Source organism: Hirschia sp. (genome assembly GCF_058892565.1).
In genome coordinates, this window is record NZ_JBZXVU010000019.1 from 93808 (window position 1) to 116324 (window position 22517).

The 22517-nt window shown below is 43.5% G+C and carries 21 protein-coding genes; 10 read left to right on the top strand and 11 right to left on the bottom strand.

Annotated elements, in window-relative coordinates:
* Positions 1–131: 131 nt before the first annotated feature.
* Both AC5EF3_RS07940 and AC5EF3_RS07945 read left to right on the top strand, forming a co-directional pair.
* Positions 132–1532, top strand: a complete 1401-nt coding sequence (locus AC5EF3_RS07940) for an acyclic terpene utilization AtuA family protein (RefSeq protein ID WP_493547648.1) — start codon at positions 132–134, stop codon at positions 1530–1532.
* 18 nt (positions 1533–1550) lie between these two features.
* A complete protein-coding gene (locus tag AC5EF3_RS07945) occupies positions 1551–1859 on the top strand; it encodes a DUF4387 domain-containing protein (protein ID WP_015827362.1) in 309 nt (102 codons plus the stop codon).
* 172 nt (positions 1860–2031) lie between these two features.
* Here the strand turns inward: AC5EF3_RS07945 and AC5EF3_RS07950 are convergent, their stop codons facing one another.
* From AC5EF3_RS07950 to AC5EF3_RS07965, 4 genes are all read right to left on the bottom strand, one after another.
* Positions 2032–2163, bottom strand: coding sequence for a hypothetical protein (locus AC5EF3_RS07950; RefSeq protein WP_493547649.1), 132 nt, complete (start codon positions 2161–2163; stop codon positions 2032–2034).
* Complete coding sequence (locus AC5EF3_RS07955; protein ID WP_493547650.1) at positions 2153–2623, bottom strand: TonB-dependent receptor domain-containing protein; 471 nt, start codon at positions 2621–2623, stop codon at positions 2153–2155. Before AC5EF3_RS07955 ends, AC5EF3_RS07950 begins: the two co-directional genes overlap by 11 nt.
* 231 nt (positions 2624–2854) lie before the next feature.
* The gene (locus AC5EF3_RS07960; RefSeq protein WP_015827361.1) at positions 2855–5116 is read right to left on the bottom strand and encodes a TonB-dependent receptor; all 2262 of its coding nucleotides are present in this window, start codon (positions 5114–5116) and stop codon (positions 2855–2857) included.
* A gap of 209 nt (positions 5117–5325) precedes the next feature.
* Positions 5326–6567, bottom strand: coding sequence for an MFS transporter (locus AC5EF3_RS07965; protein ID WP_493547651.1), 1242 nt, complete (start codon positions 6565–6567; stop codon positions 5326–5328).
* Between the two features lie 167 nt (positions 6568–6734).
* On the opposite strand from AC5EF3_RS07965, the gene AC5EF3_RS07970 reads away from it, so the two are divergent.
* The 4 genes from AC5EF3_RS07970 to AC5EF3_RS07985 are packed head-to-tail and all read left to right on the top strand — an operon-like array spanning position 6735 to position 12284.
* A complete protein-coding gene (locus AC5EF3_RS07970; protein WP_493547652.1) occupies positions 6735–8420 on the top strand; it encodes an alpha/beta fold hydrolase in 1686 nt (561 codons plus the stop codon).
* A 34-nt stretch (positions 8421–8454) separates the two neighbouring features.
* Positions 8455–9846 (top strand): MFS transporter, encoded by a 1392-nt coding sequence (locus tag AC5EF3_RS07975; protein ID WP_493547653.1) that lies wholly within the window; start codon positions 8455–8457, stop codon positions 9844–9846.
* On the top strand, positions 9839–11452 hold the full coding sequence (locus AC5EF3_RS07980) for an FAD-binding oxidoreductase (RefSeq protein WP_493547654.1): 1614 nt from the start codon (positions 9839–9841) through the stop codon (positions 11450–11452). The genes AC5EF3_RS07975 and AC5EF3_RS07980 overlap by 8 nt, the downstream gene beginning before the upstream one ends.
* Positions 11453–11462: 10 nt before the next feature.
* A complete protein-coding gene (locus AC5EF3_RS07985) occupies positions 11463–12284 on the top strand; it encodes a cupin domain-containing protein (RefSeq protein ID WP_493547655.1) in 822 nt (273 codons plus the stop codon).
* Between the two features lie 77 nt (positions 12285–12361).
* Here AC5EF3_RS07985 and AC5EF3_RS07990 read toward each other — a convergent pair whose 3' ends face one another.
* The 7 genes from AC5EF3_RS07990 to AC5EF3_RS08020 all read right to left on the bottom strand — a co-directional run bounded on the left by AC5EF3_RS07990 (position 12362) and on the right by AC5EF3_RS08020 (position 18967).
* Entirely contained in the window at positions 12362–13090 is a 729-nt protein-coding gene (locus AC5EF3_RS07990; RefSeq protein WP_015827355.1) for a DUF3108 domain-containing protein, read from the bottom strand.
* 31 nt (positions 13091–13121) lie between these two features.
* On the bottom strand, positions 13122–13778 hold the full coding sequence (locus AC5EF3_RS07995; RefSeq protein WP_015827354.1) for a hypothetical protein: 657 nt from the start codon (positions 13776–13778) through the stop codon (positions 13122–13124).
* Positions 13778–14644: an alpha/beta fold hydrolase gene (locus AC5EF3_RS08000; protein ID WP_493547656.1), complete on the bottom strand. Its 867-nt coding sequence runs from the start codon at positions 14642–14644 to the stop codon at positions 13778–13780. The genes AC5EF3_RS07995 and AC5EF3_RS08000 overlap by 1 nt, the downstream gene beginning before the upstream one ends.
* 34 nt (positions 14645–14678) lie before the next feature.
* Complete coding sequence (locus AC5EF3_RS08005) at positions 14679–15566, bottom strand: VOC family protein (RefSeq protein ID WP_015827352.1); 888 nt, start codon at positions 15564–15566, stop codon at positions 14679–14681.
* A gap of 81 nt (positions 15567–15647) precedes the next feature.
* A complete protein-coding gene (gene leuD / locus AC5EF3_RS08010; protein WP_493547657.1) occupies positions 15648–16256 on the bottom strand; it encodes a 3-isopropylmalate dehydratase small subunit in 609 nt (202 codons plus the stop codon).
* On the bottom strand, positions 16240–17688 hold the full coding sequence (leuC, locus tag AC5EF3_RS08015) for a 3-isopropylmalate dehydratase large subunit (protein ID WP_493547658.1): 1449 nt from the start codon (positions 17686–17688) through the stop codon (positions 16240–16242). The genes leuD and leuC overlap by 17 nt, the downstream gene beginning before the upstream one ends.
* A 55-nt stretch (positions 17689–17743) precedes the next feature.
* Positions 17744–18967 carry a CaiB/BaiF CoA transferase family protein gene (locus AC5EF3_RS08020; protein WP_493547659.1) on the bottom strand — a complete coding sequence of 408 codons (1224 nt, stop codon included), beginning with the start codon at positions 18965–18967 and terminating at the stop codon, positions 17744–17746.
* A 74-nt stretch (positions 18968–19041) separates the two neighbouring features.
* On the opposite strand from AC5EF3_RS08020, the gene AC5EF3_RS08025 reads away from it, so the two are divergent.
* Genes AC5EF3_RS08025 through AC5EF3_RS08040 form a run of 4 tightly spaced genes read left to right on the top strand, consistent with a single transcriptional unit; the run spans position 19042 to position 22499 of the window.
* Positions 19042–20004, top strand: a complete 963-nt coding sequence (locus tag AC5EF3_RS08025; protein WP_015827348.1) for a hydroxymethylglutaryl-CoA lyase — start codon at positions 19042–19044, stop codon at positions 20002–20004.
* Positions 20001–20684, top strand: coding sequence for an isochorismatase family protein (locus tag AC5EF3_RS08030; RefSeq protein ID WP_015827347.1), 684 nt, complete (start codon positions 20001–20003; stop codon positions 20682–20684). Before AC5EF3_RS08025 ends, AC5EF3_RS08030 begins: the two co-directional genes overlap by 4 nt.
* On the top strand, positions 20681–21589 hold the full coding sequence (locus AC5EF3_RS08035; RefSeq protein ID WP_015827346.1) for a polysaccharide deacetylase family protein: 909 nt from the start codon (positions 20681–20683) through the stop codon (positions 21587–21589). The genes AC5EF3_RS08030 and AC5EF3_RS08035 overlap by 4 nt, the downstream gene beginning before the upstream one ends.
* Positions 21579–22499, top strand: coding sequence for a polysaccharide deacetylase family protein (locus AC5EF3_RS08040; protein WP_015827345.1), 921 nt, complete (start codon positions 21579–21581; stop codon positions 22497–22499). Before AC5EF3_RS08035 ends, AC5EF3_RS08040 begins: the two co-directional genes overlap by 11 nt.
* The last annotated feature ends 18 nt before the right edge of the window (positions 22500–22517 follow it).

Genomic DNA, 22517 nt, shown 5'->3' on the forward strand with positions numbered 1-22517 from the left:
AAAATTGGCGTTGAAAATAATGACAGCAAAAATTTGAAACTTGTAGCTTCTATCCCCGCGCAACTTTCAGATTTCACAAACCAATAATTGATGAATTGTGCCCTTATAACTGCGAAAGATTGTCCATAATTATGAGTATTTCCTCCACAAAGCCAATAAAAATCATTGTTCCATGCGGCTCTCTAGGTGCTGGTGTTCGCGAAGAAGAGATAGAATATGGACTAGCTAGAGGTGCACAAGCAATCGCTTCAGATGCTGGCTCGACTGACAGTGGTGCTGCTTATCTTGCTACAGGCAAATCAAAAAATAGCCGCGGAGCGGTAAAAAGAGATCTTACCATCTTGATGCGTGCGCATGCCAGAGCAGGAATTCCAGTCATTATTGGAACCTCAGGACAAGCAGGAGGAGATCTAAATGTCGATTGGACTCGAGACATATTACTTGAAATCGTAGAAGAACTAAAAATTTCTCCTAAAATCGCGCTCTTATATAGTGAACAATCTAAATTAGATATCAAAGCCTACAATTCTGACGGACGCATCAAGCCCCTCTCTCCTCTCGGGGAATTACAAAATAAAACAATTGATTCATGTGACCACATCGTCGCTCTGATGGGAGTTGAACCCTATATTGCTGCGCTGGAAGCAGGTGCTGATGTCATATTGGGAGGACGTTCAACTGATCCTGCCGTCCTTGCAAGTTTCCCTATTTGGAAAGGTGCAGGATGGGCACCCTCATGGCATGCAGGAAAAATTGGCGAATGTGGTGCACAATGCACTGAAAAAAGAGATGCTGCTGGCGTTCTACTAACAATAGGTCACGACAGCTTTGAAGTTGAGCCACTTTCAGTCGATAATTATTGCACACCTCAAAGTGTTGCCGCTCACATGTTATATGAAAATACAAACCCTTTTTTACTAACTGAGCCTGGCGGGGAACTTGATGTCAGTGATGCCAAATATGAAAAGATTCCTGACGGAAATGGTGTAAAAGTAACAGGAGCAAATTGGCACAAACGCCCCTATACAATGAAGCTTGAAGGGGCCGGAGGCGGAATGTTTCAAACAATAATGTTTGTGGGTATTCAGGATCCGGATGTTCTAATTGATGTTTCTGGGTTCCATGAAAGATTTGAAGAAGCACTCAATGCCAGAGCAAAACAATCTATTCCCAAGGAAGAGATCGATAATTTTCATATTTCCGTTCGAATGTATGGTTGGAATGCAATCGACGGTGCCCCTGTTCCGAAAGGTACTCCTCCTCCCCGGGAAATAGGTGCTATGTTCGTCTCCACAGCGAGGACACAAGAGTTAGCCAACTCTATTGCACATGCCTGTAACCCATATTTTTTCCATTTTCCTGCTGATATGAATAAAGAATTGCCCAGCTATGGTTTTGCATTTTCTCCAGCTGATATCCCTCGCGGTCAAATTTTTGAATTTAAGCTCAATCACGTTATTGAAGTAGAAGACCCATTACAACTTGTGAGAACAATTTGGACTAAAGAACTTATTTCAGCAAACACGATATAAAAATACAGGAACAATAGTATGACCCTTTTACGCGACGTTTGCGAACACATCCGATCAAAGCAAGCTGGCCCATTTTGGGTAACAATCGACATATGGTTTAACAGTCGTGAAAACTTTGAGCGCTTTAAAGACAGTTTGGGAATTGCCCCAGATGTGTTCGAAAAACTCTATAATACAGATAGAGAATCAGTAAAAAAAATTGAGGTCGCAGATTTCAATCTTGTTAAAATTTCATACCCTCGTGCAACCCCACAAGGCGGAATGATAGAAAGAGATTTGCATTCTGGACAACAATGTATGCGCCTCTTGAATCAAAAACTCGACTAACGAAATTTTCCTCAACTCGACAATGCACTGCAATGTTTGCTTTTATCAGCAACCAGCAGTGCATTTTTTCTAATACTAGGAAACTTTAAATTTCACGAAACATCAATCGGAATGAACCAGAAGCATTCGCAACTTCTGAATCAAAATCAGCGGACGAAAGTTGAACCGAGATCTATTGATCAGTCCAGTCCATATAAAACACATTCGCGTTGGCAGTTAAGCGACCATCCAGCCATTCACTTCTAAATGCAAGCTCATAATTCATCGCGAATTCTTGATCAAACGAGAAAGATCTAGCACGCACTAGGTTTGCCCCCTCCAGAACGATAAGCACGTTGCACGATGAAACTCGTCGAAATGTCCGAGTTCCAGTTCCATGTGACACCAGCTTTAGGCAAGAACGCTTCAAACTCTTGAGATGCGAAAGGCGGGTTACCAGAAGCTGCGTCTACCAAACTGAACAGATAGGCGGTTAATTGAGACACCACAAACCCCAGAGTTGGGTCGACGGTTGAATAAAAAGCGGCATCTGTAAGGTTTTCAGCACTTTCAACAGTAATGGTACTAGCAAAATCATTTGATATCTTTTCAACATTATAACGGACACCAAAGTGAACGGTTAGCTGATCTGACACACCATGGCGACCATCAGCAAAAAGTGCGGAACTCGTCGCAGCACGAGGGTCAGTCGTATCCGTTCCCAGCAAAATAGGGTCTGCAGGTCCGTATATTGAAAATACAGTGTCTGCGAAAGCAGCTGGCAACCCAAAACTACCATTCTCGGTTGGCGCTGTTAAAAGGTGAAAAAACCATTGACGTTGATCGATACGTCACATTGGATGAATGATATCGAAATTTGTGTATAAAAAATGTAACGAGTTTATACCCGAAATCCCCAGTCTGCAGCCCGCTGACCCTCACCCCATCATCATTCAGCCCAAAAGATCCGCCCCGTGCGGGATAAACACAGGGCGGATACTCTCAATTATAAAGCTTTAGAAGTTAACCCAAAGCTTCAAGTTGAATCGACGTGGTTGCCCAGGAAACAATGATAGGAAGTTTGCAGTGATAGTTTCCTGCTCGGTTAGGTTTGTACCGCGTAATTCCATACCCCACTCCCCTGTTTCATGGACATAACCGATCGAGAGATCGACATAATCCTCTGTTGGAGCACGGGATGTGTTCAATGTGGAGACGTAATATGGCTCATTGTGGCGATACGCCAATGTAGACCGAACATTACCACCCAAGGCCGGAACAGCTTGATCGTATGTTATTCCACCAGCAAGCTGGAAGTCAGGCGTACGAACAGGCTCGGTATCTAAGGTTACCTGTGAACTATCTGGCACACCCGGTGTTGTAAGAACAGAACTGTACTTCGCATCCATAATTGCGCCATTTAAGAAACCTGAAAAGTTATCGTTGAAGACATATGCTGTCTCAAATTCAAGTCCTTGCGCTTCAAGTGTTCCAGCATTACGCGCCAAGCTAACAATTGCACTCTCTCCAGGAAGAATCACACCAGATGTAATTTGAAGATCTTCTGTTTCAATAGAATATAAGTTTGCATTCACACGAAGTCGGCTATCAAAAAATTCACCCTTCGTACCTAGCTCATATGACCAAGTGATTTCTGGATCAAATGGCAACACACGGTTAGGAGATGGTGCATTTCCATTCCAACCACCTGATTTGAATCCATTCGTCGCAGAAGCATAGAACATAAGATCTTCTGTCGCTGTATAAGTCAACGCGATACGAGGAGTTACACGGTTCTCTTCAAGTTCTAAAGGAATTCCCTCAGCAACTAGATCCGCACTTGTGAACCCCATTCCATCAAACCGCGCTGAACCATGGAAATCGAGGTTCTTGCGTTCATATGTATAACGAGCTCCCAATGTGAGAGTAAGCTGATCCACAATGTCATAGTCACCTTGCAAATACACCGCCGATGTCTCCACATCGTGTGTAAATGTATTGGAGGACAGAGTCACATATCCTGTAGGATCTACGCTAGCGTTAGCAGAAAACCCGTTGGTATCATAATCTGTGGACTCATTTAGATAGTAGAAACCTGCAACATAGCGAAAGCGTCCACCAAACAGAGAATCATCCCATTTAATTTCAAGTGATTCTTGTTCGTTTTGTGTATCGTCCGCAAGAATATAGCCTGCGTATGGATTCATAGAACTTCCGCTGTAATTATTGATGTAAGCGGAATCAAAAGAACGACGCCCAAAGATTATATCGAGCGAACCTGTATCGGTTGCAGCGTATGAAACTTTACCACTCAAACCGATTGTTTCAGTCAACGCACAGTTGCCGGCCTCTTCGATTAGAAGGATATCCACAACATCCCCATCACAATCAGTTTGCGGTAAACCATTGTAAGTATCGTAAAAAACTGGAGTTGTCGTAGTTTGATATGTGGATGATGCTTCAGGCAAACCTACAACACCAAGATATGTTCCGGTATCAGAAAAATATTCCACCGCTAGATCGACAGTCAATTTGTCTGTAGGCAAAAGACGTACATCACCGCGCAAACCGAAATTCTCTGCACCATTTAACGTATCTCCGGTGGCTTTGTTGTCTAAAAAACCATCGTCAGTTAAGTAATATCCAGAAACTTTAGTTAGGACTGTGTCGGAGACCGGTGCATCTATTGTACCTTTCACCAAATAACGATCATATGAGCCTGCGGAAACTTCAAAATTTCCTCCAAACTCTTCGCCTGGTTTAGCCATTATTACGTTAACAGCACCACCTGTTGTATTGCGACCAAACAATGTTCCTTGAGGTCCACGCAAAACCTCCACACGCTCTGTATCTAGAAACGCATAATTATTTGCATTCTGACGAGCGATATAAATATCATCAACATAAGATCCCACTGGTGGATCGAACGTTGCAACTGATTGTGTATTACCCAAGCCTCGAATCCAATATGAATTAGCAGATGCAAGGCCAGCATTGTGAGATGCAATCATGGATGGAACATATTGTGCCAACTCCATAGTGTCATTCAAATTTAAATCCGCAATCAACGTTTCATCAAACGCTGTTACTGGAATAGGCACATCTTGAATACTCTCAGTTCTACGTTGTGATGTCACAACAATAGTACCTAGTCGAGCTTTCCCGTCCTCGACAACTTCCGTTTCGTCCACGTCTTGCGCTGACGCAACCCCGCCCGCAGCTAGTATTGTAATACTAGCAACAGTGCTCATAGCTATATTTTTGACGCTCAGTTTCATTCCCGCTACCTTCTTTGCTTAATTGCTCTTAGGCAAGCAAATCTCCCGCCCACCGACTTTAAATATTGATATAACATTATAACAATTTAAATGTCATAGAAATATAACAAATGACCAATATGAATCTGTCAAGTCGTTGTTGCATATATTTTGCTAAGAAACTTATGCTGACTAATTTTGCACCACTCCAATTTTCTAGAGTTAAACCTTCACACTATTTCATCAGCATGAGCTGCTTTTAATTTTGGATATTTACCAAGAAGCAAAAGCAAAGCACCACCTGAAACGACGGCCATTGCGCCTCCAACAAGTGAGAATGAGTAAGTTCCAATTGTATCGTAGAAATGACCATATACGACCGGTCCCAACCCGCCACCGAGCGCTATAATTGCGTAAAAGCTACCATAAATCAGACCATACTGACGCTGACCAAAATACCTATTAATTAAATAGGCAAGTAGATCAAACTCGAAACCAGCGCCAAAACCTATTCCAGCCACAGCTAAAGTTGCCATCATTGGGCTGACCTCAGAAAGAGACAGCACCCAACAACTTGCTGCAGGAATAAGTAGAATTAAAAAGGCACAGAGCGGAGCCCACACTCTATCAAGCATCCACCCCCCCATTAGCCGCCCAGCAATAACCGCTAAACCAAAACTTGCAGTTATCGCCCCTATCTGAGTCAACGCAAACCCATGAGTTCGCAGTATATTTTCTAAATTTGGGGTTGGCGCCGTGAGTGAGAATGCAATGAGTAGAAACGCACCTGCAAGCAACCAGAAATTCCGCTGCATTAACGCCTGCTTTAAAGTATATCCTTCGATATTTTCACGCTTCCCATTTTTGTCAAAATCCACCGACTGTATCTCATCTGGTTTCTTAAAGGACCTACGTTCTTTTAGAAAAAGAAGCACAACCGGCACACCAATCACTATCGGCAACAATCCAATTACAACAAATGCTGTCCGCCAACCAAAGCCTTCAATTAACCAAGCAGCAAATGGCTTAATAAGAAAACCTGTAATCCCTGTGCCAGCACTCGCCAGCCCAAGAGCTAACCCTTTGTGCTTATCAAACCAGCCATTCACAACATATGTCCAAGTCGCTGAGAGCGTACCCGCCCCTAGCACCGCCATCACAGCCCATTGAATATAGAAGATAGTCAAAGAACCCTTGTTTAGCGAAAGGCTCATAAAGCACAGACCGAAGCACAATAATGAAACTGAAGCCACCTTACGAGCGCCAAACAAATCGACAGCATATCCAGCAAATGGACTAACAATCATCACAACAATTGATTGAACAGCAATACTGCCCATCAATGAGGAAAAGCTCCAACCGAATTCAGATGAGAGCTCCGGAGCAAACATACCGATCGTGTAAAAAGGAATAGGACTAAGCCCGACCGAAACGCCGATCATTGCAGCAACTACAACGAGCCATGCTCGCATTTGATTTGAACCATCCGCAGAGGTTTGGGAAACTTTTTCAAAAATAATATCACCGTTGAGACTAGACGTACGACCTCATTTATCGCACCAATAGTTATATTCTTATACCATTTGGTCATCATGCAAAGCTTTTTTTGTTGACTTTATGAAATAGAGAGCACTCAAACATGAATGATCAATCCCCTAACACAAACGCACAAACGCTAGGCATTCAGCGTGCCTACGTCCGTTCAGGGACACAAAATGTGCATTACCGAACAACGGGATCAGGGCCAGCCGTCGTGATGCTGCACGATTCACCAAGGTCATCTCGACTACATACGCAAACTATGCGCGCATTAGCTAATCACTTCACTGTCTACGCATTAGATACACCCGGGTATGGTAATTCTGATCCACTACCCAAAAAGCAGCTTGCAATCTCAGACTTCGCGATAGCTCTTCATGATACCATACAGTCTTTGGGACTAGATGGTGCTCCAATTTACGCCACACACACTAGCGCAAAAATTGCTCTAGAATATGCTGCCAATCTAGCAAGCCATACTCATTTAATACTAGATGGCCTGTCGATTCCTAAAAGCCCAACGTCATCCGCATTTATAGACGCTTATATGCGCCCCTTTCAAAAGGATGACGCTGGTGGTTTTATTGCAAATGAATGGACGCACATTCGTGATATGCTTCGCTGGTTCCCCTGGTTTTCACCCTCCACACAAAACCGAATGCAGCTGGAAGTTAACGCAAACTGGATACAAGAATATACAATAGACCTATTTTCCGCAGGGCCACACTATTCCGACGCTTACGCTGCAGCGATGCGATACAACCCACTAGAAGCGCTAAGAAAAATTGAATCCCCAACAACGATAGGCGCACGCATCGATGATGTACTATTTGAAAGTTTGCAGCGCATTCCGAGAGAAGAAAACACCAACCTCGAAGTTGCCAAATTACCTGCTGATACTTCAGTCTGGCTAGATTGGATAATCAGCGAATTAAAAAAAGGCACCGTTACACCAAAAAAACAGCCAAGCAGCGTAAAAAAGACAGTCGGCAAAAGTGTCTATATCAACTCAGTAGCCGGTCAAATGCATATACATCAACTTGGAGAACATCCAACTGATACCATTCTTATACTAGACACGCCGACTTTAGTGCTTGGGCAGAGTTGGGCCGAGCAGTTGAAGGAAGACTTCCATATTCTTTTGCCTGAATTACCCGGTTTTGGAGAATCTGACCCTTTTACTTCTCCATCAGCAAACGCTTTCATAGATTCTCTTACTGACACTCTTGATGTGCTTGCAAAGGATAATGTTACAATCTTGGCGACTGGTTTATCTGCTCCACTTGCCATGAAGCTTGCAGAATGTTCTTCAGATAAAGTTTCTTCAGTTATAGTCGACGGCGGCATTTCCGTAGCAGCATTTCCTGAGCCAATTCATGCTACAGATTTTACACCTCATTTCGATTTCAACTACTCAGGGTCTCACTTGCATGAGATTTGGCACATGCTTAGAGACAGCCAGACAAATTGGCCTTGGAACAATCGCCAAAATACCAGCATAAGAAAACTTACCCCCCTAATTAAACACGAAAATCTGTATGATAGTTTCATGGGGATACTCAAACAACCAAAACACTATGCTGATGCGATCAATACTTGTAGAGAATTGGCGTATTCGCTGCCAAAGCTCCCCCATTCCAAGATGCTGTTTTTACATCTCGATAATGATCCAGCCTATATCGAAGTCGAAAAAATTGCGAGCACAATGCACAACGCAATTCTTCGAAAGCGTCCTCCATGCACGAAGGATGCAGCACTTATCGTGACTAATTTCCTTGAAAAATAAAAAATCTATATTGCCCTAAATGGAGCCTAAATTTATGTCCCAATCGGATGATCACATTTCTGAAACCGCCCCTCCTCCAAAGTTAAGGGCTGGTGCCTCGGATATTTCGTGGCCAAACCGCAGATATGCTTGGTATGTGGTTGCACTCCTTACATTAGCTTATGCTCTTGCTATTTTGGACAGGGTTTCAATTGCACTTTTGATTGAACCACTGGAAGCTTCATTACACATAACAGATACTCAATTTGGCTTGTTGCAAGGGTTAGCCTTTAGTTTGTTTTACAGCGTTCTAGGTTTACCTATTGGATTGCTCTGCGACAGAACAAAACGTACTCCCATTCTTACTGCAGCCCTTGCACTTTGGAGCCTCGCTACTATGGGGTGCTCGCTTGCAACAACCTTCGAAGAACTATTCTTCGCCCGTATTCTTGTGGGTGTCGGAGAAGCTGCCCTTGTACCTGCCGCGGCCTCTCTTATCGCAGATCTGTTTCCACCTTCAACCCGTCCTAAAGCATATGGTGTTTTCGTAACAGGGAGCTCTCTTGGTACAGCCGCAGCTTTTCTTTTCAGTGGATTATTTCTTCATCTATCACATGGATTAATCAATGACATACCTCACCTAGCAAGCAATTTTCAAAGCTGGCAACTTGTCTTCATAATGTGTGGTATGCCGGGGGTAGTTCTATCTCTTATCATGCTACTCACCATGCGCGAACCTAAACGCCAAGGTGTAGAAACGACTAAAACTGAATTTAGTTTTAAGCCAATTTTCAAACTCTTTTCAAAACAACCAGTTGCATTTGCCACTTTAATAGGCGGTACAGTGCTAAACCTTGTTTGTGTATATGCTATTATTGGCTGGCTTCCGGCAATGTTCATAAGAGTTCACAATTGGGAAGCCTCAACCGCTGGCCAAATACTTGGATTGGTCGGATTACCAATCAGCTTATTTGCAGCAGCTAACAGCGGCTGGGTAATTTCATGGTTAAATAGCAAAGGTCGAACAGACGCCCCAATGCTTGCTGCCGCCGCATGCGGGATTTCCATGCTGATTTTCGGTACAGCAACCAGTTTGGCTCCGACAGGCCTACTTGCTATCATCGCATATGCCTTGAACGCATTATTCGTAAATTGGAATATCTCTGCCGTCTATTCCGGCGTCTCTCAAATATCTCCTAATCAGCTTCGTGGACAGGTTATGGCTCTGCATACAATTGCATCAAGCCTAATCGCCATGACAGCAGGAAACTTCTTTGTCGGTTTCCTGACAGATACGTTTTTTACTTCACCTGAAGGTATTTCATACGCCCTTGCAATCGTCTTTTTTACGTGTGGAACTGGCTCCGCTATTCTACTCACATTGGGACGTCATGCTTTCGCAAAAGCTGTAGCTGCAAACGAAGAAAAAGTAACATCCAATGACTAATATCAAAACAGAAACTATCCAGCAAACACACCTTAGCGAAACAATAATGCAAGACTTAATTGCAGTGCTTGGCGAAAACGGATTACTAACAGATGATGCTAGTTGCACACTAAACTCATCTGATTTGCTAAACCAATCTGGACAATGCTCTGCCGTCATAAGACCTGCAAATAAAGAAGAGTTGTCTAATGCCGTCAGCATACTCTCAAAAGCCAATATAGCTATGGCCCCCCGAGGCGGTGGACTGACGTATGTTAATGGTTATACGATGCCTAAAAACGGCTTTGTTTCAGTGGATCTTGCGAGAATGGATCGCATCCTCGAAATAAACGAACGCGACCTCTACATAACCGTTGAACCTGGAGCAACTTGGAGACAAATCTACCTCGCATTAAAGCCGAAAGGATTGCGTTTGCCATTCTTTGGAACTTTTTCAGGACGGGGCGCTACAGTCGGTGGCGGATTATCTAATGGTGCTCTTTTTTTAGGCACCGCACGATATGGCTCAGCAGCAGAGATCGTACTCGGTATGCAAGTTGTGACGAGCGATGGCTGCCTACTTCGAACTGGACAACTAGCTGTCAAAAATGCAAAATCGCCTTTCTTCAGAACATTCGGGCCAGATATGACTGGAGTTTTTGTACATGATGCAGGTGCACTCGGAATAAAAGCGCAAGCCACCCTTCGTATGATACGAGAACCAGCCGTAACTGAATATCTTTCCTTTGGGTTTAAAGATAGAGCAGCAGCTGTAGAAGCTTTATCTGAAATTGGACGTAGTGAAGTTGCAGAAGAAGCTTATGTAATGGATCCCGACAAGACCAAAGCAGCTCTTTCAGCCGATACCGACCTTGTTCGTGATGCAAAAATGCTGGCAAAAGTTGTGCAACAAGAGAAGAACATTTTCCGTGGCATAAAAGCAGGTACGAAACTCGCAATATCTGGACGAAACATCGTTGAAGATGGATGTTTTTCCATGCACTTAGTACTGTCAGGTCGCAGTCGCCACGCAGTTGTACAAGATATGGAAATAGCGAGAAAAATCGCAGCGACCCTAAACGGTGAAGAATTGCCAGATTCTGTACCTCGTGCTGGTCGAGCCGACCTGTTTCCACCTTTGGACTCTGTTTTGGGACCAAATGCTGATCGTTGGATAGCGTTAAATGCAAAAATAGCTCACAGCGAAGCGCCAAGCCTCGTTGATGCTGTAGAAGCTTGCATTGATAAGAATATGAACGCCTTCAACCAACACGGTGTTGTTGTGTCAAGATTATTAACAGTGATAAGCAATCACGCTTTTAGTTACGAACCTGTCTTCAATTGGCAAGATTCATGGCTACCAATGCACCATGAAAAACTTAGCCCTGATGCCAAAAAGAAACTGACAGAGCCCAAACCAAACCCCAAAGCTAGAGAATTAGTCATGAATGTTCGTCAAGAAATAATTGATATATTCAGAGACTTTGGAGCTGCATCAAATCAAATTGGACGAACTTACCCCTATGCGGAAGTCCTTCATCCAGAACCCCTCAAATTACTACTCGATATTAAAGGGTCGGTTGATCCCCAAAATATTATGAACCCCGGTGCCTTAGGCATAAAGTAGAGAGTAGAAAATGAGTAGACCCCATATTGAATTTATTCAAACTCAAAATGTCGATTGGCAGTTAACAGTCGATGGAACATCTATTAAACTTCTAAATGCTGCACCGGGTAGTACTGATTCTACGTTATTGGTCAGGTATCCTCCCGGATACAACACTCCCTCTAGTATCAAAGATATGCCAGCTGAAGAGTATTTTGTACTCGAAGGAAGCCTTTTTATAGGGAATAGATTTTGTGAGCTTCATGCGTATGGTTTTCTACCCCAAAATGATCGTTCTCCAGCACGTTCTTCAGAAAAGGGCGCTACAGTCTTAATTTTCCGTCACGCTGAAAATGATCCTAATTGCCTATCAGATATTGCAGATCAGATCGAAATAGACACCCCCAAAATGCAATGGGATGTCTCAACATATGATCCGAAACTAAGCCACCTTCGCTTAGCACGAAAAGTGTTGCGCCTTGGTCCCAATGACAGCTGTCGTACTTTCTTGCTAGCGGGTATGCCCCATGGTGTACCAGATGATACAGAACTTCCAAGTGAGACACACGACCATTGTGAGGAAATGTTTATGATAGACGGCGGGATGTGGACGCCAGAAGGCTTAATGCATCCAGGTGCATACTTTTTCAGGCCTCCTCACATTGTCCACGGACCACATGTATCGGAGTTTGGATTTTTTCAAATTATGCGCTCACCTGGAGCAAATAAAATTGTAACCCATTGGTCAAAGGACAAACGGCCTCTGCCTATAGGGACCCCATACGCTCCCACTTTACCTGTTGGTTCTCCAAAAAATTGGGGACGACCATATAGTATGGGCTCCAAATTTTAAAGCCAGAGCATTCATTCTAAACCTTTTTTAAAGGGCCACCGACACGTGGCCCTTTATAATTTATTTCAAAGTATAACTTATGATCTCGTAAGTTCCACAAGTTCATACCATGTCATCATGTACCCATCGACTCCACCCTTTAGAAAAATAGCATCCTCATCTGCAGTAACCCAACAGTGATAATCTGGATGCGCCTCACCACTCAACGAAATCATACCACCACTTTCATCAGTAAAGCGGTAATGATAGGCATCAAAAGTTCCAGCTTTCACAGTTACTTCTTCTTGTCCCTCAAAGACCAGCTCCATATTCGCTTCAGCAATTAACGGCGGTGATGCACCACGATGATCTGATGAAGGAAGGAATGTTCTCAATTTATGTGTATGCGGGCCTTTAGATCTATCTACTTTCTTGGTAATATAAGCGTCACCGGCAATAGGGTGGGTTCCAAAGCCATCATAATACCCATTTGTTGGAACTTTCTGAGAAACACGACCGATAGATGGTCCGAAGCTTTCACACTCGATATGGTCGTCGAGCATTCGGAATAAACCTGCTCCCATAAATTCATCTCCAATCGTCAGACGCACAAAGCAGTCCATCGGATTGTCGTTTTCATCGACACTATATGTAATATCTCTCAAAACTGTTGGATCGGGATCTTCCAATTCACAACGAGCGCGTAGTGTTCTTTTTCCATCCTCATGCACAGTGAATGTAAAAAACTCTCTTCCCCGCTCTTCACCTTCTCTTCCCGGTTTGCGAGACGTATAGAGGATTTTTCCGTCTATTGTTCTGTGTTTCATAGAACACTCCTTTCATGTTAAAATTCAATTGTTACAAAGGTGTCGCGAGACCAAGATAGCTGGCCACTAAAACAAGTCCCCAAATCACCAACACCGCTGGTTGCGTCTGAGAAATAACATTTGCAATAGCTTGGTCGGAGTCGGGAGATGGACCGTCCATTTTCATTTCAGCAATAGCTGGACCTAAAGGCTTCAACATTCGCCGAACTATTAGCCCCATTAGAACACAGAGCGACAAGGCAATCATTTTGAAACCAATGAATATCGGAACATCTATAAATTTGATGAGACATGCCCCACCCGCAAGCAATAAGCCAATAAAAATCAAGTATCTGACTGCTAGATCAAGCTTGCGAAGAGATTCGCTCGGCCCTCCGTGACGTACGTGAAGCAACCAAGCTAGACCTAACCAAGCAAAAGCAAGAATCCACATCAACAGCATAAGTATCGGAGAAATAAATAACCAGGATTTTACTACTGCAAGAGTTAATCCTGTAGGGAGAGCAAGAATCAGTGCTGTCCGAGGGGCCATATCAATATCATTTAATATTTTTAGAGCCAACATTCTTTCAGAAACAGAACGTTTTGGATCAACAAGGAAACGCGAACCATAAAATGCCCCCAAGTCACCACCTAACCAATATACAGGTATCAAAATATGCAAAAGTGTAAGGAGCGCGATTTGCATTATACTTGCTCCTTTACAAGCTGAGGCAATTCACAACTAAAAAAATCCGTCATGACTTTTTTCCGTGTAGTCCCAAATTCATCCGCATCAAATCGAGGCAAAGCTTCAAAGCGTCCACCCTTTAATGCCTTTGCAACCTTCTGAGATGTCTCAAAAAGTGGATCATTTTCTCCCGCCAAAATAAGAGAAGGAACTGAGATAAGCGGTAGCCGTTCCCCAGCACCCCAACGAAAAGCAGCCCTGTAATTAAGGTGATAAGTTTCGCTAGCTTTTAGGACTTCAAGGACCCATGCCCTAATATCCTCAGCGCTCCCAAGCCCATTATCACGCCGTCCTACACGAGTTCGTTTATACCAAGGAAAAAAGAGATATTGATCACGACAGAACTGAAATATTTTGGATAAGTATGCTCCTTCAAGGTCAGCAGGAAAAGGAAACGCGTAATTTTCCATCAGATCGTCTAACTCTTCTGAAGTTAGCACCATCACCCCATCGATTATTAGGCGGTTGATTTTTTGAGGTGCAAGGATAGCAAGTTCAGCAGCTATAGTTCCGCCAGTGTGTGATCCGTAAAGGTCGACTTTTTCAAAGCCCATCACCTCACAGAAATTTAAAATGGAATGTGCCAAGTCAATTATCGTCGGCTCATCAAGCGGCAATGCATCACTATCACCATTACCAGGTGTATCTGGCGCTATGACCAACCGTGAATCGGAAAAATCTGAAATCAATTTTTCCAGCTGACGCGAACTTCCAGGAGACGCATGCAATAAGAGCAATGGTTTTCCTTCTCCAGCAGTACGATAATGTATCTGTCCATGCTCTACATCCACGAAGTGTCGCCGAATTTTATCTTTATACGTCAAGCCTACTCTCCTAAATTACATTGAACTTTCAAAATCATTGGGCACGTTCGATAACTTCCAACAAAGCCCCATCAGGTGACTTCATGACCCCAGTCATTCTGCCTTCATACAAGGCTCCATGACGTCTGACTGGTGAACAATCCCAATGTCCTTCCAACCGGCTAAAATCTGGATGTTCAATAGTTGTAATTGCTACTCCCGGAGGCAGTTCCCCTTGATGCTTTTCTCTCTCAGTCACTTCGCTTGGATATTGATCCAACTCAAGAAACACCTCTCCCCGCCATTTCACGGTTACAAGCTCAACTTTTTCATCTTCATGCAGGTCGAATGCGAGTGAAATCATTGAATAATGGATAGCAACAGGATCAATCATTTCGAAACCGAACACGCGCTCAATCCAAGCAATAGATTCTCGCAAATCGCGACATGCCAACACCATTATAAAAGGTCGATCGACAAGGGATTGTGGAACAGGAAGGCCCGTAGAGGGACCATCAGCTTTTATTTCCGTGAGATATATAACTTCATTATCTGGACCTCGCACTTGCATAGGTTTTACGGTTGGAAATCCATCTAAAGGCTTGGGTGCACCAATAATTTCAAAGGGTGATTCCACCATTCGTTTATTGACTTCTTCAACATCCTGTACACAAATTTCTGTCGCCGCCCAACCAAGCGTTCGGATTGGAGCGTAAGACTCGACTGTATCGCCTTGAATCAGTCTTAAAAAAACCTTCTGCCCAGAAGCAGGTTGCATAATTACGTACGGTTTTCCCGCACTGTTAGGTGCTCCCCAACTCGCAGCTAGACCAGCATTAATATTGCCGGTTTCAACAATTGAATACCCAAACCAAACTTCATATCGTTTGGCTGTATCTTTGACATTTTGAGCGATTAAGGTAGCGCATTTCAATAAGGTCATTTTTATTGTCCACAATTTGTGCCAGCAATAGGCAGCTGTTATCTATTCTTCATCACCACAATGATGAGCGTTCAGGTCAACTCAAAGGTAGAGCCAAGGTCGATTGCGCCTGTGTTCTCGACGAAAGGCTTCAATCTCAGGCATATTTTTTCGAGTAAGTTCGATTAAATCTAGCGCTTCTAAAAGCATGGTTTGAGCACTACATTCTAAGCTAAATTCATACTCTTGCTCATCGACTGACAAACGCATGGTTCGCATATCTAACAAGAAATCTTTTCCAGCTATGGCTTGAATAGCTAACTCATCGATCGTTTCCTGATTGAGTACCACAGGAGCAATTCCATTTTGAATGCAATTTGCTCTAAAAATCGGTGCGAATGATGGGGCGATAACCGCTCGGAAACCATATTCAACAAGTGCCCACACAGCATGCTCTCGGCTTGAACCGCACCCAAAGTTATTGCCAGAAATTAAAAATTTCGCAGAAGAATACTGCTTCTGATTTAATACGAATTCTGGATTTGGTATTCTCGTGTCCTGTTCGAGATAACGCCAGCCAGCAAATAACCCTTCAGCCAAGCCAGACTTTGAAACCGACCGCATCTCTCTGGAAGGAATGATAGCATCTGTATCTATATTCTCACGCACCAAAGGAACTGCATGTGATACAAGCTTAATTAGAGGTTTCATAAAATTCCTCCAAATCTTCTAAGCTTACAATACGACCCGCAATAGCTGACGCCGCGACTATTTCAGGAGACGCAATATGTGTTCTTGTATTAAGTCCTTGTCGACTCTCAAAATTCCTATTGGTCGAGCTAATTACCCTTTCCCGAGGACCAAAACTTTCTCCACCAGCAAAAAAACACATTGAGCAACCGGATTCACGCCATTCGAACCCAGACTCTCTAAAAATTTCATCCAATCCTTCAGCTTCGGCTTCTCGTTTAACTTGAGTAGATCCCGGTACACATATTGCGCGTACATTGGTTGCTATTGTCTGCCCTTTTAGGACCGCAGCAGCCCTACGCAGATCAGAAATACGACTATTCGTACACGAACCAATAAAAGCACCATCAATCGAAAGCTCTTTGAGTTTTTTTATACCCGTTAATCCCATATATTGAATGGCACGATCATACGTTTCACGACCATCACCTAATTTAAGATTCTCAAATTCTGGAATTTCTTCACTAATGGAAATGGCGTGTTGAGGACTATTCCCCCAAGTAACCATAGGACCTATTTGAGATGCATCGAACTGAAATGAAGCATCAAATTCGGCCTCTGCATCACTTTTTAGAGAAAGCCAATATTCGCTGGCCCTATCCCAATCTTCACCTTTTGGAGAAAACGGTCGGTCTTTTAAATAGGTCAGACTTTTATCATCTGGGGAAACAATTGCAGTAAAAGCAGACAGTTCCGTTGCCATATTGCAGAGCGTCATGCGGGCTTCCATATTCAGCCCAGAAACAGCTTCTCCAGCAAACTCGATAATGTGTCCCTTCGCACCAGCTGATCCAAGCTTACTTACTATATATAAAGCCAAGTCTTTAGCCGTAACGCCTTTGGACAAAGTCCCAGTTATATTAATCCTCATGTCCTTAGGACGTTTCATCCGAAGAGTTGCAGTTGCCAACACATGCTCAGCTTCAGTCGACCCGATTCCCCAAGCTAATGCTCCAAAAGCTCCCTGGGTACAGGTGTGACTGTCAGGACAAACCAATGTACAGCCAGGCAAAACAATTCCTTGCTCAGGTGAAATGACATGAACAATTCCTTGGCGCGAATCATCCATATCAAACAATGTTATCCCGCCGATTTCAGTTTCTTCGCGAAGAGCTTGTAGAAACTCTTTGCCCGTCGGCATCATCGTATCATCAGTCCTGTTAGGAAACGTATCGACGATATGGTCCATCGTTGCGAAGACGGTCGAAGGAGCAAGCACATCCCGCTCCTTTTCACGAAGCCCTTTTAGAGCCACACCACCAGTTCTTTCGTGCAGCAAAAGGCGATCGATTGCGAGAAGTTCGACATCACTATCGAGCGATGTCACAACGTGTTCATCCCAAATTTTTTGAGCAAGGGTTCGGGGTATTGATGGATTGTTCTGCGGGTTCATATAATTAACAATTCAAATTCCTAGTAAACGCATAAAAACAAAACTGATCACTCAATCATCTGTCTTCATTTTCGTTTCTTTCTAGCTGAACGATTTTTTGAGCACCCAACTCATGAATGCGTTCTTGCGTAATCCCAATTTCCTCTAGGATATCTGCAGTATCCTCCCCGGGCTTACGTAAGTTCAATCGAACGCCTGGTAACTTGCCATCCATTTCCACAGGAACTGCAGGCAACCTTATTTCGTTTCCATTTGGTAAAACTAGATCCAATAAAGAACCGTTTGCATTAAGGTGCTCATCTTCTAGCAAATCTTCAGGTCGGGCTATTGGAGCAAACGCAACAGCCGCCTCATTCAATTTCGCTAACAGGGCGTCTCGAGAGAAACTTAGAAACAACTCTCGGATTTGTGGAAGCAACTCTTCCCTCGCGCGGACTCTGTCATTATTTGTTTTGTATGCAGAGTTACTGGCAAGATGCATCAACTTAAATGTCGATGTAAAAGCTTCCCATTGAGAATCACTGACGACACCAACAAACACTTGTTCACCAGGAGAAGATGTCTCAAATACATCATAAATAGCCCACGCAGACGAACGCTCAGGCATAGGATTCGGTGCCACACCTGTTACTGCCATCTGAGCAATGTGCTGACCAACCATAAAAGAAGTGGTTTCAAATAAAGATGAGCATACATTTCCACCAACACCTGATTTAACTCGACGTTGTAATGCTGCCAAAATACCTATAACGCCAAACATTCCACCAGTTATATCAATAACTGATGCGCCTGCTCGCAGTGGTCGCCCAGGAGGCCCGGTCATATAAGCAAGCCCCCCCATCATCTGCGCCACCTCATCCAAGGCAGCCCGTTTCTGATAAGGGCCATTGAGAAAACCTTTAGCCGAGTAATACACAAGTCCAGGATTGCTTGTTGAAAAAACCTCTGGCCCAAGACCTAATTTGACCAGAGCACCCGGTCTGAAGTTTTCAATAAGTACATCTGACCTATTCACCAATTCCTTTGCAATTTCGATCCCTTCCTTGGATTTGAGATCGATTGAAATACTTCGTTTATTACGATTAAACATCGAGAAATAGCCCGACCCTGAACCAAGTAGTTGTCGTGTTCTATCGCCACCAATTGGCTCTACCTTTATAACCTCAGCACCAAGATCTGCTAAGATTACACCTGTTGATGGTCCCATGACCATATGACTGAATTCGACGACCCGAACACCTGAGAGTGGAAGTTCATCGTGATCATTATCAAGCTGCATTTTAAAATTCTCTCTCGACTCTATTCATTTAATTGTTATAGTTTAATACCAAATGGATCAACCGGAAAATGCAAATGAATATTTTGATCAGTGAGGTCGGCCCTAGAGACGGACTTCAAAATGTATCGTCAATTATGCCTACAACAGCCAAAAAAGCCTGGATTGACGCAGCTTTCGCCGCTGGCATTCGGGAGATAGAGGTCGGGAGCTTTGTTCCCGCCAAGCTGCTTCCACAATTAGCTGATACAAATGAAATTGTATCCTATGCAAGGCAAATTGAAGGATTAACAGTAGCTGCCCTAGTTCCGAACAGTCATGGAGCGCGCAATGCTATTAATGCAGGCACACATAAAATAACTTTGCCTCTTTCTTGCAGTGAATCACATAGCATTGCCAATCTTCGCCGCACACACGAGCAGGTGTTGGCAGAAGCGCGCAGTATTGCAAATATGATAGCGGAGCTACCAGCAAAATCTCGACCACATTTCGAGGGAAGTTTATCAACGGCCTTTGGGTGTACAATTGAAGGCAATGTTCCAGAAGACAAAGTCATAGAACTCGCTGAAGCACTCATGGAAGCAGGTTGCGACGAAGTTGGTCTCGCGGACACAACCGGTTATGCCAACCCAACGTCGGTGAAAGAACTTATCAAGAAAATATGGGGCGCTGTGGGGCAGGAAGCACTCACTGGAATACATCTTCATAACACTCGGGGGCTAGGTTTAGCAAATGCTTATGCAGCCTTAGAAGTTGGTCTAACAACTTTCGATAGTTCATTAGGTGGACTAGGAGGCTGTCCCTTTGCGCCGGGTGCAAGCGGTAACCTTGTCACTGAGGATTTAGTCTATATGTTTGAAGCTATGGGAATTTCTACGGGTATAGACTTAGAAAGTCTTTTTTCAGTACGTCGCCTTGTACAAGAAAGCCTACCAAGCGAAGAATTCTATGGTTTCGCACCAGAAGCCGGGCTTCCATTAGGCTTCTCTCCTACCACACCTTCTCTCCCTAATAATCAATTAGCAGGATCACGTTCATGAGTATAATTGGCACTAAGATGGTTTCAGATGGTCGTACCGCGAAGCAAATTTTTGAAGAAGTCATAAGCAATCCCTCGCGTGCCAAATTTGGTTTTGGTGATAAGCTTGCTATTGTTAATGTCGATATTCAAAATGCCTACACTCGGATAAATGAATTCAGTACAGCTTACGAAACTGACCCTCGGCAAATCGAATATGTGAACACTATTTCGAATTTAGCGCGGCAAAAAGAAATGCCTGTTATCTGGACGCATGTTGCATTTGCAGACAATGCATCCGACGCAGGCATTTGGGGTACAAGAACAGATACCCCCGACTCCCTTCAAAATATCAAATATGACAGTCGTCGACATCAATTCGATGACAGATGCGATATCCATAAAGATGATACTATTTATACAAAACGTATGCCATCGGCATTTTTTGAAACACCTCTACAAAGCCTGTTAGTTTGGTTAAAAGTAGATACTTTAGTTATCACCGGAGGCAGTACTTCAGGCTGTGTTCGCGCAACAGCTGTTGATGCATTATCACGTGGTTATCGCGCGATCGTTCCTATCGAAACGTGTGCAGATAAACATGAGAGTTTTCACTTTGCGAATTTAACTGACCTAGCGCTGAAATATGCAGATGTTGAGCCTGTAGAAACAGTCGTGAATTGGCTTGAGGCTCAAAAATGAATAATGGACAACCCGACCCTGGTCTCTATGAGTACAATGCTTACAGGAACCGTCCTAAAATAGAATGGCCTGATGGTAAAACTGTCGCTGTATGGGTATCTCCCAACCTTGAATACTATGAGTTAGATCCACCGGAAAATCCTATCCGTAAAAGCTGGAAAACTCCAGCTCCTGACGTAACTGGCTATTCTCATCGTGACTATGCCAATCGTGTAGGACATTGGCGTATGGCCGAGGTGATGGAGCAATATGGCTTTAAAGGGTCAGTTTCACTTTCAGTTGCCCTGTGCCAGCACATTCCAGAAGTCGTAGAACACGCCAACGAGCTAGGTTGGGAATTTTTTAGCCACGGTATATATAACACACGATATTCATATGGCATGAGTGAAGAACAAGAACGCACTATAATTGAGGACTCGATCAAAACAGTTAAAAACGCCACGGGACAAGACATCAAAGGTTGGTTAGCACCAGCATTAACGCATACACCAAGAACACTTGATCTCATTGCAGAATATGGTCTTACATACACATGCGATCTATATCATGATGATCAGCCTATGCCTGTATCTGTCAAATCCGGTAAACTAATATCCATGCCCTATAGCTTGGAAGTAAATGATCATTATGGCTTCTTCATCTATAATATGAGCCCTCGAGAATATGCAGATACTCTTATCCGTCAGTATGAACGTTTAGCGGCTGAAGGCGAAAATTCCGGCACAGTAATGTGCATTCCCTTACACAGTTATCTTATAGGTCAACCACACCGAATTGGACCATTCGCCGAAGTACTTCGCTACATCAAAGAGGATGGACGAGCTTGGATAACTCAAAGCGGTGACATAGCAGACCATTATCTTGCTAATTATTCCCATTTGGCGGGAGCTAAAAATGACTATTGATAACTCCTATATGATATACCGAAATCGTCGACGCGGTATGGATCACGACCTTTACAAATGGTCGAACATATTTTCTCGCCCTCCTTTAAAATGGCCAAATAACAAAAACGTACTTACTTGGATTGTCATTAATTTAGAATGGTTTCCAATTACGCCAAATGACACCCCATTCAAAGCGCCGGGACATATGCAAACAGCCTATCCTGATTTTAGGCATTACACATCTAGAGACTACGGTAATCGCGTAGGAATTTACCGCTTACTAGATGCACTAAAAAAAATTGACGCGAAGGTTTCTGTTGCCGTCAACAGCGCGATTGCTGAACGTTACCCTCAACTAGTAGCGGATATTTCCGCTGACGGACATGAAATCATTGCACATTCAACCGACATGAATGCAACCATTGCATCTGGCGTTGCGATAGAGCAGGAAGAAGCGCACATAATTAGATCTCTAGCCGTTATTGAAAAAGCCACAGGCAAACGCCCCATTGGTTGGCTTTCCATCGCGCGCTCTCAATCTTTCAACACCCCAGAATTACTAGCTAATGCAGGCTTGTCATACATGTGTGATTGGGTAAACGATGAACTGCCCTATCTGATGAAAACCAAAGCTGGCGAAATTTTCAATTTCCCTCTGAATCATGAATTATCAGATCGACAAATCCTGAATGTCCAACAACATTCTGTAGATTCCTATGTGCAACAAATCAAAGATGCTTGGACATGGCTCAACTCTGAATCGAAGCAATACGGCGGGCGCATTTTACCACTAAACATAACACCATATATAATGGGGCTTCCCTATAGAATGGAAGCATTTGAACAACTTTTGTCTTGGCTAAAGACTCAGGAGCAAAATGACTTTGCGACGGGTACAGAAATACTCGAGACCATTAGTGTAAACTAAAGCATCACCGAATAGAAA